The 13,556-nt window shown below is 33.2% G+C and carries 14 protein-coding genes and 1 riboswitch; of the genes, 11 read left to right on the top strand and 3 right to left on the bottom strand.

From position 1 onward, the window contains the following. Window positions 1-2: 2 nt before the first annotated feature. Window positions 3-1,031: an iron chelate uptake ABC transporter family permease subunit gene (locus tag NQQ59_RS09885; protein WP_372497222.1), complete on the bottom strand. Its 1,029-nt coding sequence runs from the start codon at window positions 1,029-1,031 to the stop codon at window positions 3-5. A 1-nt stretch (window position 1,032) separates the two neighbouring features. Then, window positions 1,033-2,175, bottom strand: coding sequence for an ABC transporter substrate-binding protein (locus tag NQQ59_RS09880; RefSeq protein ID WP_144218109.1), 1,143 nt, complete (start codon window positions 2,173-2,175; stop codon window positions 1,033-1,035). Window positions 2,176-2,269: 94 nt separating this feature from the next. Here NQQ59_RS09880 and NQQ59_RS09875 point away from each other — a divergent pair, with 94 nt between their 5' ends. From NQQ59_RS09875 to NQQ59_RS09845, 7 genes are all read left to right on the top strand, one after another. Continuing rightward, complete coding sequence (locus NQQ59_RS09875) at window positions 2,270-2,632, top strand: DUF5522 domain-containing protein (protein ID WP_144218107.1); 363 nt, start codon at window positions 2,270-2,272, stop codon at window positions 2,630-2,632. 106 nt (window positions 2,633-2,738) lie between these two features. Continuing rightward, window positions 2,739-3,248: a bifunctional adenosylcobinamide kinase/adenosylcobinamide-phosphate guanylyltransferase gene (gene cobU, locus NQQ59_RS09870; protein ID WP_144218105.1), complete on the top strand. Its 510-nt coding sequence runs from the start codon at window positions 2,739-2,741 to the stop codon at window positions 3,246-3,248. Between the two features lie 218 nt (window positions 3,249-3,466). Continuing rightward, on the top strand, window positions 3,467-5,146 hold the full coding sequence (cobT, locus tag NQQ59_RS09865; protein ID WP_144218103.1) for a nicotinate-nucleotide--dimethylbenzimidazole phosphoribosyltransferase: 1,680 nt from the start codon (window positions 3,467-3,469) through the stop codon (window positions 5,144-5,146). 113 nt (window positions 5,147-5,259) lie between these two features. Further along, window positions 5,260-6,045: an adenosylcobinamide-GDP ribazoletransferase gene (locus tag NQQ59_RS09860; protein ID WP_144218101.1), complete on the top strand. Its 786-nt coding sequence runs from the start codon at window positions 5,260-5,262 to the stop codon at window positions 6,043-6,045. Next, complete coding sequence (gene cobC, locus NQQ59_RS09855) at window positions 6,030-6,560, top strand: alpha-ribazole phosphatase (RefSeq protein ID WP_144218099.1); 531 nt, start codon at window positions 6,030-6,032, stop codon at window positions 6,558-6,560. The genes NQQ59_RS09860 and cobC overlap by 16 nt, the downstream gene beginning before the upstream one ends. 69 nt (window positions 6,561-6,629) lie before the next feature. After that, window positions 6,630-6,832: riboswitch (cobalamin riboswitch) on the top strand. A gap of 27 nt (window positions 6,833-6,859) precedes the next feature. Further along, on the top strand, window positions 6,860-8,695 hold the full coding sequence (locus NQQ59_RS09850; protein WP_144218097.1) for a TonB-dependent receptor plug domain-containing protein: 1,836 nt from the start codon (window positions 6,860-6,862) through the stop codon (window positions 8,693-8,695). Between the two features lie 4 nt (window positions 8,696-8,699). Further along, window positions 8,700-9,734: a YncE family protein gene (locus NQQ59_RS09845; RefSeq protein ID WP_144218095.1), complete on the top strand. Its 1,035-nt coding sequence runs from the start codon at window positions 8,700-8,702 to the stop codon at window positions 9,732-9,734. A gap of 69 nt (window positions 9,735-9,803) precedes the next feature. On the opposite strand, the gene NQQ59_RS09840 is transcribed toward NQQ59_RS09845, so the two are convergent. Further along, window positions 9,804-11,243: a S41 family peptidase gene (locus NQQ59_RS09840; protein WP_144218093.1), complete on the bottom strand. Its 1,440-nt coding sequence runs from the start codon at window positions 11,241-11,243 to the stop codon at window positions 9,804-9,806. 168 nt (window positions 11,244-11,411) lie between these two features. On the opposite strand from NQQ59_RS09840, the gene NQQ59_RS09835 reads away from it, so the two are divergent. Genes NQQ59_RS09835 through NQQ59_RS09820 form a run of 4 tightly spaced genes read left to right on the top strand, consistent with a single transcriptional unit; the run spans window position 11,412 to window position 13,460 of the window. Continuing rightward, window positions 11,412-11,921 carry an RNA polymerase sigma factor gene (locus tag NQQ59_RS09835; protein ID WP_144218091.1) on the top strand — a complete coding sequence of 170 codons (510 nt, stop codon included), beginning with the start codon at window positions 11,412-11,414 and terminating at the stop codon, window positions 11,919-11,921. Further along, window positions 11,908-12,369, top strand: a complete 462-nt coding sequence (locus NQQ59_RS09830) for a hypothetical protein (RefSeq protein WP_144218089.1) — start codon at window positions 11,908-11,910, stop codon at window positions 12,367-12,369. Before NQQ59_RS09835 ends, NQQ59_RS09830 begins: the two co-directional genes overlap by 14 nt. Window positions 12,370-12,391: 22 nt before the next feature. Continuing rightward, on the top strand, window positions 12,392-12,919 hold the full coding sequence (locus tag NQQ59_RS09825; protein ID WP_144218087.1) for a DUF4252 domain-containing protein: 528 nt from the start codon (window positions 12,392-12,394) through the stop codon (window positions 12,917-12,919). A 1-nt stretch (window position 12,920) separates the two neighbouring features. After that, entirely contained in the window at window positions 12,921-13,460 is a 540-nt protein-coding gene (locus tag NQQ59_RS09820) for a DUF4252 domain-containing protein (protein WP_144218084.1), read from the top strand. Window positions 13,461-13,556 lie beyond the last annotated feature (96 nt).

Below are 13,556 nucleotides of genomic sequence, written 5' to 3'. Positions count from 1 at the left end.
AATTATCTAAAATTTCTTTTCCTAACTAAAAGCCAAATGACAACAGGCGCACCAATGATAGACGTAATCGCATTAATTGGAAGTGTGACCTCAAAACCTGGCATTTGTGACACAATATCACAAAACAACATGATAATGGCTCCGAAAAACAAAGTACTCCAGAATAATATGGTGTGATTACTGGTTTGAAAAGTCAATTTTGCAATATGTGGTACTGCCAAACCAACAAAAGCAATTGGACCTGCAAATGCGGTGATGGCCCCAGACAATATACTTGTTGCAAATATGATTATTAATCGTGCTTTTTTAAAATTCAGCCCCATGCTTTTAGCGTAGTTTTCTCCTAAAAGCAAAGCATTTAAAGGCTTTATACTTTTCGCACTTAAAAGCATTCCGATTCCAACACAAAAAGTCAAAATTCCGATTGTAGGCCATGAAAGATTTCCAAGACTTCCCATTGACCAGAAAGTAAATTTTTGCAACTGTTCGGCTGTACTGAAATACGTTAAAACATTTATTATTGCTGCGCTAAAACTTGCAAACATTAATCCCACAATCAGAATTGCCATTGTATCCCTCAATCTTTGTGAAACTACTAAAACTAAAAGCAGAACCAAAATACTTCCAGCTGTAGATGCTAGAACAATTCCGTACGAAGACAATGCGATTGCGCTTAAAAAAGAAGGCAAAAATCCAGCTCCCAAAATCACAAAAGCAACTCCTAAACTAGCGCCAGAACTCAATCCTAAAACATAGGGTTCAGCCAATGGATTACGGAATAAAGTCTGCATCAAAAGTCCGCTGATTGAAAGTCCAGCACCAACCAACACTGCAGTAATTGTTTTTGGCAAACGGTAATTAATGATAATATATTCCCAAGTCGATTTTGTTGCTTGGCCTCCAGTTAAACTTGCAAAAACATCTTTCAACGGAATCATAACAGAGCCTAAACTAATGCTTGCCAAAAACATCAGCAAAAGACCTAAAGCTAGAATAACAAATAAAATGGTATTTCGTTTTTTATTCGCCAATTTAATTCAGTTTTGATGCAAAAGTAAATTCATAACTGGCCAATAAATCTGGATGGAAAATTTTGATGTAATCTTTTAAAACTAAATCTGGTCGGCTCGGTGCCAATTCGTAATAAACAGTTCCTCCAGTTGCGCCCAATTTCCCTTCAAAATTATAAACCGTTTTATTTCTGAAAGCATCAAATTCTGCATAATGCGGATTTGCTTTCTGTAATTCTTCCAGATTTTTAAACGATCCTGAAGCAATCCAAACATTGGCACTTTTGGCTTTGTCTAATACTTTTTCAAAAGACAATCCTTCACTTCCTGTTCCTTGTAAATTGGCCCATAAATAATTGGCTTGTGCGTCTTTCATAAATTGCGCTACCCAGCTATTTCCTTTGGCAACATACCAAACATCTTCATACATTGAACCGTATAAAACTTTAGAAGTCGCTGGTTTATCGGCAACTAATTTTTTAGCCTGATTATAACTTTCTACAATTTTATCAAAAAGCTCTTTTGCCAGCTCTTCTTTACCAAATAAAGCGCCATAAAGTTTAATCCATTCTGCTTTTCCAAGCGGTGATTGTTCCATCCAATCTCCTTGAATCAATACTTTTAATCCGCTTTTTTTCAAATTATCAAGCATCGGATTGTTATTGTCTACTCCAAAAGTTACAATTAAATCAGGAGACAATTCTATTAATTGTTCAATGTTTAGTTTTTCATTTTGTCCAACATTTTTCACAGAACCTTTGTCAATTAAAGCTCTCGTTTTTTCTGAAGAAATATAATCGGTATGTGGAAAACCAACTAATTTGTTTTCTACTTCCAGCATTTCTAAAAACGGAATATTAGTAGTCGAAGTAACCACAACAGACGTTAACGGAACCTGAATTGTTGTATAAGTTTGAAGGCTGTCTGGAACTTTTGCATCTTTTTCTTTTAAAATATATTTGAAATCTTTATTCGCACTTGGCCATGGATTTGAGACAGTTACAACTGAATAATCATCATATTTCACAATCGAAAGTCCGCTTGCGTATTCTATACTGTTTTTTACATTTTCTGCTTTTACTGTTTCTGTATTTTCATTCTTCTTACATCCTGTCAGGATAAAAAAAGAAGCTATAAAAATCATTTTCGGTAATAAATGTCTCATATTTTATGTTTTGGATCACGACAAAGGTAAAGTATTTTCTATTTTTTTTGTTTACCTTTATTCTTACAAATTTAAACAATTGTATCTTTACAACATGAATACCACAAAAATGAAAATTTGCTCAAGCTGTGATTCTGAATTCAGCTGTGGAGATATATCTGTAGAAAAAAAGTGCTGGTGTAATGATTACCCGCCTATTTTTAACCTTTCCGAGGGAGGCGATTGTCTTTGTCCTATTTGTTTTAAAGAAGCTTGTGAAGACAAGATCGAAGCATATGTAGAAACCATGACTCCCGACAAAGCTCCAACCAACAAAGCTATCTCGCTCCCTAAAACCGATAATTTAATTGAAGGTATCGACTATTATATCGAAGATGGTCAATATGTTTTTAAACCTTGGTTTCACTTAAAAAGAGGAACTTGCTGCGGAAACGATTGCCGACATTGCCCTTATTAAAAGTTATGAGTTATGAATTAAAAGTTATGAGTTGGTCTTCAAAATTAATTATAACTTGCCAAACGAAACTCATAACTTATAACCCCTAACTTATAACTACTAAAACATGATTTATTTGGTGACCGGTGGCGAACGCTCTGGAAAAAGCAGTTATGCTCAAAAACTGGCTTTAGAACTTTCTGATTCTCCTATATATGTAGCAACCGCCAGAAAATGGGATTCTGATTTTCAAAATCGTATCGATCGTCACCAACAAGAACGTGACGAACGTTGGACGAATGTTGAAGAAGAAAAATATCTCAGTAAAATTGATTTTTCTGAAAAAACAGCCTTAATTGATTGTGTCACACTTTGGCTCACAAACTTTTTTGTTGATCATCAAAACGATGTTCATCTAAGTTTAGAAGAAGCAAAGAAAGAATTTCTAGCCATTACAAAACACCAAAACACTACTATCATTATTGTAACAAACGAAATCGGAATGGGAGTTCATGCAGAAACTCATATTGGAAGAAAATTTGTTGAACTTCAAGGCTGGATGAATCAGTTTCTTGCCGAAAATGCTGATGAAGTCGTTTTGATGGTTTCTGGAATTCCTGTTAAAATAAAAGGATAAAAATCAATGTCAATGTCAATGTCAATGTCAATGTCAAAAATAAATAACAATTGTAAAATTCAACTGCATTTCAATTTTAAAAATTAATAATCTGTATTTTTTCCTATAAGTCAAATATTACTTTTGATTCCAAAACGAATACTTTAACTTTACAAGAATTAAAATTTTTCAGATTTAAAATTGAATTTGATTTTTGAAAATGTTATTGATTTTTGAAAATGAGCCAACTAGACGACATCTTAAAATCACGCCGTGACACCCGACACTTTACAAATGACGAAGTTCCTGACGATGTAATTCAGAAAGCGTTACAGGCTGGGCACTGGGCACCTTCTGTTGGGCTTACCGATGCTACTAGATATTTCCTGATAAAATCTAATGAAGTTAAAACTTCAATTAAAAAGCTGTTTTTAGATTATAACAAAAAAGCAGCTGAACTTACGGATAACAAAGAACAAAAAGAACTGTACAATTCCCTGAAACTTGAAGCAATAGAAGAAGCTCCAATTGGGCTAATTATTGCTTATGACCGTTCTGTTCTCAATCAGTTTACTATCGGAACTATTGGCAGTAATGAAGCCGTTAAATTTAGCTCGGTTTGTGCGGCACAGAATATTTGGCTTTCGCTTACTGAACAAGGGTATGGAATGGGATGGGTTTCGATTTTAAATTATTATCAATTCAAAAAAATACTCGATTTACCAGACAACATAGAACCTCTTGGTTATTTCTGTATTGGAAAACCTGCTACCAATTACAACAACCAACCTATGCTACAGCAATTGCATTGGAAGCAGAAATCGGAAGCTCCAATTTGTAGCGAGATTTCAGAAATTCAAAAGATAAACATTTCTAATCTTGAATTAAATTCCAAAAGTAAAACGGAAAACGAAACTGATTTCTCTAAACTTTTACGGGAGAAAATAGATTCTAAAACAAAACCTCTTGGCGCCTTAGGAACTTTAGAAACTTTAGCTTTTCAAATGGCAACTGTTTTTGAAACCTTAAACCCTAAAATCACCAATCCAAATATTGTTGTTTTTGCCGCAGACCACGGAATTGCCAATCATGGCGTAAGTGATTATCCGCAAGACGTGACACGTCAAATGGTCAATAATTTTCTTGATGGAGGCGCCGCAATAAATGTTTTCTGCAAACAAAATAATATCGAATTATCTATTGTAGATGCTGGTGTAAATTATGATTTTCCAACCAATGTCAAATTAATTGATGCTAAAATTGCTAAAGGAACGCAGTCTTTTCTATATGTTCCAGCCATGAGCGAATCTGAAGTTCAATTGTGTTTGGACAAAGGAAAAGCCATTGTAGAAAATATCGCAAAAACAGGTTGCAACTGTATCGGTTTTGGTGAAATGGGAATTGGCAATACCTCAACGGCTTCTGTTTTAATGAGTCTCTTAACAGGTTTTCCTATCGAAGATTGCGTCGGGAAAGGAACCGGAGTTTCTGACGAAAAGCTAATTCAAAAGCAAAATATTCTCAAAAAAGCAATCGAAAATTATTCTGGTCAAGCCGAATTAATATCGCAACTTTCTTATTTTGGAGGTTTTGAGATTCTACAAATGGCAGGCGGAATGCTCTCTGCTTTTGATCATAAAATGCTGATTTTAATTGACGGTTTTATTTGTACGACAGCTTTTTTAATTGCTACTAAAATCAATCCGAATATTTCAAAAAATGCTGTTTTCTCTCATTGTTCCGCAGAAAAAGCACATATCAAATTACTTGATTATCTCGATGCAAAACCGATTTTAAATCTCGATTTGCGATTAGGTGAAGGAACCGGCTGTGCAATTGCTTTTCCTATCTTAAAATCTGCAGAAGCTTTTTTGAATGAAATGGCTAGTTTTGAAAGCGCGGGAATAAGCAGGAAGTAGTTTGCAGTCGCAGGTTTCAGTCTCAGAAAACTTCAAAACATATTGATTCTTCAAAATAATTATGTTACAGCATTATTTATTCTCATTTTTGCCATGGAAACCAATTATAAAAAATGAAAAAAGAACTACATATTTTCTTTACCTGTTTAATGTTCTATACCCGAATTCCATGTCCAAAAAACATTACACATCATCCTGATTATTTAAATAAAGCCACAAGATATTTTCCTTTTATTGGATGGATTGTTGGAAGCATTTCATTTCTTACTTTCTATCTTTTTTCACTTTTTCTTTCAATAGAAACTGCTGTTATTTTTGCCATTATAATTTCTGTTTTAACAACGGGCGCTTTTCATGAAGACGGTTTTGCAGATGTTTGCGACGGATTTGGCGGAGGCTGGACCAAAGAAAAAATCTTAATGATTATGAAAGACAGTGCCATTGGTGCTTATGGAGCAATTGGATTGGTTTTGCTTTTTCTCTTTAAATTCAAATTACTTTCGGAATCTATTTCACTTTTTACACATAATTTCATTTTAATTTATCTCCTCTTTATTTGTGCCCATTCTTTAAGTCGATTAGCAGCAATCAGCATCATTTTTACTCATGAATATTCTCGTGAAGACGCTTCGAGCAAAAGCAAACCTATAGCCAAACAATATACTTGGAAAGAAGTTTTTGGCTCATTCTTTTTTGGTTTAATTCCGTTAATTATGTTTTCTTATTTTGATTATAAATTCTTTCTAGCTGTAATCCCTGTTTTTATTACCCGATATTTTTTAGCGCGTTACTTCCAAAAATGGATTGACGGTTATACAGGAGATTGTCTTGGAGCGACACAGCAAGTTTGTGAAGTAATTTTTTATTTGAGCATTTTATTTATATGGAAATTTATCTAGTTCGTCATACGGAAACAATCTGCGAGAAAGGAATCTGCTACGGACAATCTGATGTCGCTATTCTAGAACCTTTTGATGAAATATTCAGTAGAATTGTTTCAGAACTTCCTTCAGAAGCTGTTATTTTTTCTAGTCCTTTGAAACGTTGTGCAATTCTGGCAAAACACATTCGTGAAAACGTTAAAACAATTTCTTATCAGGAAGATGATCGATTAAAAGAAATGAATTTTGGTGACTGGGAATTGAAAAAATGGGACGAAATTCCGCCTCAAGAACTTAATCCGTGGATGGAAGATTTTGTGAATATCAAAGTTACAAATGGAGAATCTTTTATAGAATTACATGAAAGAGTTGGTCGTTTTTTTAATGAAATTTCAAAAATAAAAGAACCTATTATTATTGTTGCTCATGCTGGAATTATTAGAAGTATTTTATGTCACCAAACTTCTCTTCCTTTAAAAGACGCATTTAATAGCAAAGTTGATTTTGGAGAAGTTATCAGAATTGAATTATAAATTGGTGTTTTGTTTGAGTATTACCTCTTAAAAATTACACAAATTTGATTAATCCATATTTTTAACTTTATCTTTGCAGCAAATTAAGGTTGTGTTTTTTTTATAAACACATTAAAAGGGAATCAAGTAAATTCTTGAGCTGTACCCGCAACTGTAAGCTGAGTTCTAAACGAATGCTTGTTGTTAACTGCAAAGCCACTGTCACGCAGCCGTGATGGGAAGGAAAACAACAAGACGCAAGCCAGGAGACCTGCCTTTATAACCAATATCGAGCTCTCGGGAAAAAGAGTGTAGAAATTATGACTATAAAATTAAGGTTTGCTTTTTGTCTTCTATTGTTGTGCCAGATTACTTTGGCGCAGAACGATTCTATCAATAAACTAAAAGAGGTCATTGTTTCTGATAATAACCTTAAAAACTTCTCGAATACGCAATCCATTCAACGCTTAAATGATTCTATCATTAGCAAAAACCAATCGTCATTAACTTCTCTTCTGAATTATAATACCGTAATCTATTTTAAAGAAAATGGATTAGGCATGACTTCGGCGCCTTCATTTAGAGGAACTACTTCTCAGCAGACTGTTGTAGTCTGGAATGGAATAAATATCAACTCTCAGTTATTAGGACAGGCAGATTTTAATACCATTTCAACAAGAGGTTTTAATTCGATTGATGTAAAAGCAGGCGGAGGAAGTGTAGTTTATGGAAGTGGTGCAATTGGAGGGACCATTCATTTAAACAATGATTTGAAATTTTCGGATACTTTCAAAAATGATTTTCAGATCTATTATGGTGAATTTAATACTCTAAGTGCTGTTTACGGGATTACTGCAGCAACTAAAAAATGGAGTTTTAATGCCAGTTTTACCAGAAACAGTTCTGACAATGATTTTAAATTTGTCGGACAAGAAGTATGGAACAAAAACGGACAATATTACAATAATACACTCGATGCTGCTATTGGTTATAAAATAAATGACAAAAACAGCATTAAATTTTACAGTGAAATATTTGATGGCGAAAGACATTTTTCGCTCACTTCTCCAAATCAAACCAAAACTAAATATCAAGATTACAACACTCGTAATTTAGTAACCTGGAGCAGCTCTTTTAGCAAATTTGATTCAAATTTAAAGCTCGCTTATATTACTGAACATTATAATTATTTTGAAGATATAAATCGGGACGGATATACTTCGGGAGGCGTAAAAAGCTTTATCGGAAAATATGATCTTGATTACACGATATCTTCTACAATGAAAATAAGTACCATTTTAGATTATACCAAAAATGATGGAATAGGTTCTGGAATTGGCAAAGCTAACCGCGAAATTGGTGGTGCTAGTTTGCTTTGGAAACATACCCTGACAGATAAATGGAATTACGAAATGAGTGCCCGAAAAGAAGTTTCAGACGCTTATAAAAGTCCTGTTCTTTTTTCTGTGGGTTCCCGATATGATTTTTCAGATTTCTATAAGCTTAAATTTAATTTATCCAGAAACTTCAGAATTCCAACATTTAATGATTTGTATTGGTCAGGAAGTGGAAATCCAGATTTAAAACCAGAAAGTTCCTTTCAGGCAGAAATTGGAAATGAATTTAAATACAAAGATTTTCATTTGACTGTCACAGCATATGGAATGAAGATTAAAGATATGATTAGATGGATTCCAAACAGTTCAGGAAACTGGATTCCGGAAAATACAGACAGAGTTACGATCTATGGTGCTGAAGCACTTTTAGGATGGAAAAAAAGTTTTGACAAACACACCTTTGATTTTAGTGGCACCTATGCTTATACTGTTTCATTAAACGACCAAACAGACAAACAGCTTTTTTATGTCCCTTATCATAAACTAACTGGTTCATTGTCTTATTATTTCAAAAAACTTTCAGCCTATTATCAAATTATGTATACAGGTGAAGTTTTTACAACATCAGACAATAGTCCGAAATATATACTTGATGCTTATAATGTTTCAAACGTTGGTGTTGATTACAATTTTAGCAAAAAAAATATCTTCAAAATAGGCTGCAAAGTAGCCAATGTTTGGAATGAAAAGTATGAAGCGCTTCCTAATCGCTTTATGCCCGGAAGAAATTTAACCATTTATTTAAACCTTAATTATTAATAACATGAAACTGAAAAATCTTTATTTAGGAATTATAGCATCGGCTTTTCTGTTTGCTTCTTGTAGCAGCGATAATGATGACAAAATTGATACTCCGCTAGGAGCATACGACAATGGAGTACTTATTTTGAATGAAGGAAACTTCTTGTCGACAAATGCTTCTGTATCTTACCTTTCAAATGATTTAGTTACTTTTCAAAATGACATTTTCAAAGTAGTAAATCCAACTGTTGTTTTAGGAGATGTTGCTCAATCTCTAAGTTTTAGCGATGATAAAGCTTTTATTGTTGTAAACAATTCTAACGAAGTAGAAGTAGTAAATCGTTATACATTTAAAAGTCTTTACACAATTACTGAAAAACTTGAAAATCCACGTTACAGTGTTGTTTTAAATGACAAATTGTATGTTACAAATGCTATTTCTAAAGCAGTAACTGTTTATGACGCAAAAACATATGCGTACTTAACTTCGATTTCATTAAATAAAACAGCTGAAAAAATTGTAGCAGCAAATGGAAAACTTTATGTTACAAACGCTTCTTACGGTAACGGAACTGAAGTTACAGTAATCAATCCATCAACTAATAGCGTAACGAAAACTATTACACTTGAAAATGGCATCAACTCAATTGAGGCAAATAACGGAACTGTATATGTATTAGCTGGAAACAGTACTAAAAGTCAATTATCTAAAATCAACACTTCTACTGATACAGCAACTTCTTTCGAATCAACTACAGTTAAAGGAGCTTTGAATATGGATATTGATGGAAATAAAATCTATTACACTCAAGGATTAGGAGTTTATGCAATGAATTTATCTGCTACGACATTTTCTGAAAAAGCCATATTCTCGGTACCAGATAATAACTGGTCAACTTTTTACGGGTTTGGCGTTATTGACGGCAAAATATATTCAGGAGCTGCAAATGAGTTTACTCAGGACGGAACTGTTACGGTATATTCTTCAACTGGAGAAGTTTTAAAAACAGTTACTGCTGGTTTAGGACCAAATGGTTTTTATTCTAACAATAACTAGAATTAGTTTACATTTTGGATAAAAAAAGGCTTTCATTTCTGAAAGCCTTTTTTTTATTTAAAGAAGTCCTTAAAACCCTTTTGGTGCAGTTTTTAAATACATACCATGATTCAAACCGTTGATGATTTTAGAATCTGTAAAATACGGACGATTTGGCTGTGAATCATCAGGAATTCTTTTGGCTGTCGCTCCTGTAATTTTTGAAATAGCAAGATTCAGTAATGGTTCAGAAGCATCTCCTAAAACTCCATAATTAGTAACTCTTTCATATTGTTGATATGTTGGTACCAATCCACCTGTATAATCTCCAAAATTTTGCGAGTTTGTAATTTTTAAAACCAAAGGCTGCATCGCATATTTATGATTTGGATTAACATTCCTTTTTGTCAAAGTTTCTGAATCGTAAACTGTAAACGAACCTACATTTTTTCCTGTTGTAGTTTCTCCAATCTGAACCACATTGATATACGGTTTTAGTCCGTTGATAATTAATTCACTTGCAGAAGCCGTACTCGCCGTCGTTAAGATATAAACAGTACTCATATTTAGGCTATTTAAATTCTTAACAAATCGCACATTTAAATCTTCCAAATCTGCAGTAGACAAACCTTGCATTAGTTTAGCATTATATGTCATTTTTGAAAAAATCTGTGTATCAAATTGCCCTGTAATCATACTGGCAAGTTTAGCTGCCGATGAAATGGCTCCTCCTCCATTATAACGTAAATCCAAAACAAAATCTGTAACACCTTGCGCTTTAAGTTCTCCAAAAGCCTGATTTAATCGATCATCATATTCATCATAAAAACCATTGTACATCAAATAACCAATTTTATGACTTCCAGAAACAATTACTTTATTAATAAAAATCGGATTCTCTTCTAAAACCGTTTTTGTCAAAGCCACTGATTTTCCATTGGAGACAAAAGTAGTTCCGTTATAATCGGCTAAATTCAAAGTATAACTGTCCTGATTCAATAAAGTCTGATAATTTGAAACCGTAAGTTTGGTTCCGTTTATACTTGTAAATATATCACCACGTTTTATTGCTTTATTCGAAGCATCTGAATTTGGAATAATATAACGAACATAACCCCATAAATCATTTGAATCTGCACTAATGTAACTCAACCTAAAGTCCACTCCATTGTTTTTTGTAATACCGCTTAATTGTTGTTCCAAAACAGTATAATCGTCAACGATCCAGCTAAAACGGTCAACGGCTCCCCCATTTGGATATTTACTTTCCGGTTTGTATAATAAATCTTCAAACAAATCTTCCGGTTTTGAATATCCTTTTAAAAAAGAATTGAAATCGGGCTGTAAATTACGACCATCGGCTAGATTTGGAACATCAGCCTGCCATAAATAAACTTCATTTAAACCTCTCCAGATAAAGCTATTAATTTGTACATCTGCAGGAGCAGCAACATCATCATTATCTTCGCAAGACTGCAAAGAGAAAGCTAGTAAAAAAAGAAAAAGAATACTTTTTAAAGGTGTTTTCATATCGTTTGGGTTTCTATAATAGAATAAACGTAAAAGTAGTATCTTTAGTTTTAGCTTCGTCAAAAAGCAGTATTTTTTTACGTACAAAAAAATATTTTAGTTTTTGTTGTAACAAACAGAATTGTGCCTCGTCTTGAATATATAAGCTAACGACTAACCATCAGATTAATGAACCAAATTGTATTTATAGAATTAATAAATCCTTTTAAAGACAAAGTTTTTCGTCTGGCAAAAAGATTGCTTACAAGCACTGAAGAAGCAGAAGATGCGACTCAGGAGGTAATGGTAAAATTATGGAACAAAAAAGAAAGTCTGGAAAGTTACAATAGCGTGGAAGCCCTAGCCATGACAATGACTAAGAATTATTGTCTGGATCAGCTAAAATCTAAAAGAGCCAGTAATCTCCAGATTGTTCATAATAATTTTACAGATCGACAACCACAACTGGACAAAAAACTAGAAGATGAAAATAGTCTGGAATGGGTTGAAAAAATTATAAACGAATTACCCGAACAAATGCAGTTGTTAATACAGCTTCGGGATATTGAACAATATGAATTTGACGAAATAGCAAAAATCGTCAACATGAATGAAACAGCAATACGAGTTGCACTTTCGAGAGCAAGAAAAAAAATTAGAGAATCAATGACCAATACACACCTTTATGGAACTAAATAAAATAGAAGATATATTAGAAAAATACTTTCAGGGAGAAACTTCTATTGCTGAAGAAAATCAATTAAAAGAATACTTTTCTTCATCGAATGTTGCGCAGCATTTGGAGCAATACAAACCTATGTTTGGATATTTCTCTCAAGCAAAAGAACAGAAATCGACGTATGAAATTCCACTACAATCTAAAAAACGTAACGTAGCGTGGTTATCGATTGCGGCTTCGGCTGTTGTTTTGCTGGGAATTGGAACCTACTTTTTTGTAAGCGAAAAAAAGGATACTACTGCAGTAGCTTCGCAAACCGAATTAGGAACTTACGATGATCCCGAAGAAGCGCTAAAAGCCACTCAAAAAGCTTTAGCATTATTATCAAACAATGTTAATGTAGGTATCGAAAGTGTACATTACATTAAAGAATACGAACAATCAAAAAACAAAATTTTTAAACAGTAATTAAATTCAAATAAAAAAAATCATGAAAAATTTCATTATAACTTTAGTATTCGCCTTTGTTACCACAACTTTTTACGCACAAGGCGCTTTTGACAAATTTGACGGTCAAGACGATGTAACTTCTGTAATTGTAAACAAAAAAATGTTCGATTTAATGAGCAAAGTAAAAGTAGATGCTTCTGATAAAGAAACACAACAATACATCAATCTGATTAAAAAATTAGATTATCTAAAAGTGTTTACAACCAAAAATCCTAAAATTGAGGCCGACATGAAAGCTTCTGCAGATAAATACATTAAAACTGCAGGTCTTGAAGAATTAATGCGAGTAAACGATAGCGGTAAAAATGTCAAAATAATGGTAAAATCCGGAGCAAGCGACACACAAATCAAAGAATTATTGATGTTTGTAGATGGTGCTAAAAACGACGAAACGGTTTTATTATCTTTAACAGGTAATTTTGACCTTAACGAAATCTCAGTTTTAACAGATAAAATGAATCTTCCTGGTGGTACCGACCTAAAGAAAGCTTCTAAAGGCAAAAAATAAAATGAAAGCAACTATTTTCACTTTAGCACTTGCAGCTTTACTAACGTTAGGGAGCTGCAATTCTGAACCAACACTGCAGAAATATTTTGTTGAGAATTCGGAGAAAAAAGATTTTATTGCTTTAGATGTTTCTCCAACTATTCTAAATGTTGATAAAACAAAATTATCAGCAGAACAAAGTGAAGCTTTAAACTCGTTTGACAAAATGAATATCTTGGCATTTAAAGCCGATCAAAATAATCAAGCGCAGTTTGAGACCGAAAGAACAAAGGTAAAAGCGATCTTAAAAGATCCGAAATATCAAGAATTAATGAAAATTGGTTCTGGTAAAGATGGCGCTTCTGTAAGTTATGTTGGTAGTGATGACAACATTAAAGAGTTTGTCATTTTTGCCAATAGAAAAGAAAACGGATTCGCTGTAGTTCGGGTCTTAGGTGAAAATATGAATCCGAACAACATTATGACTTTAATGTCTGTTTTACAAAAATCTAAAATAGACATGGAGCAGTTAAAACCTTTAGAACAATTGCTTAAAAAATAACACAATCTTACTTTTTCCATTTAAGAAAGCTCCATTTTATGGAGCTTTTCTTTTTAACAACAAGAAAGATAATACGTACTAATTTAAATCTGATTT

It is taken from the genome of Flavobacterium panacis (genome assembly GCF_024649945.1).
Taxonomy (GTDB): Bacteria; Bacteroidota; Bacteroidia; order Flavobacteriales; family Flavobacteriaceae; genus Flavobacterium; species Flavobacterium panacis.
This window is presented reverse-complemented; position numbering and strand designations above follow the sequence as displayed.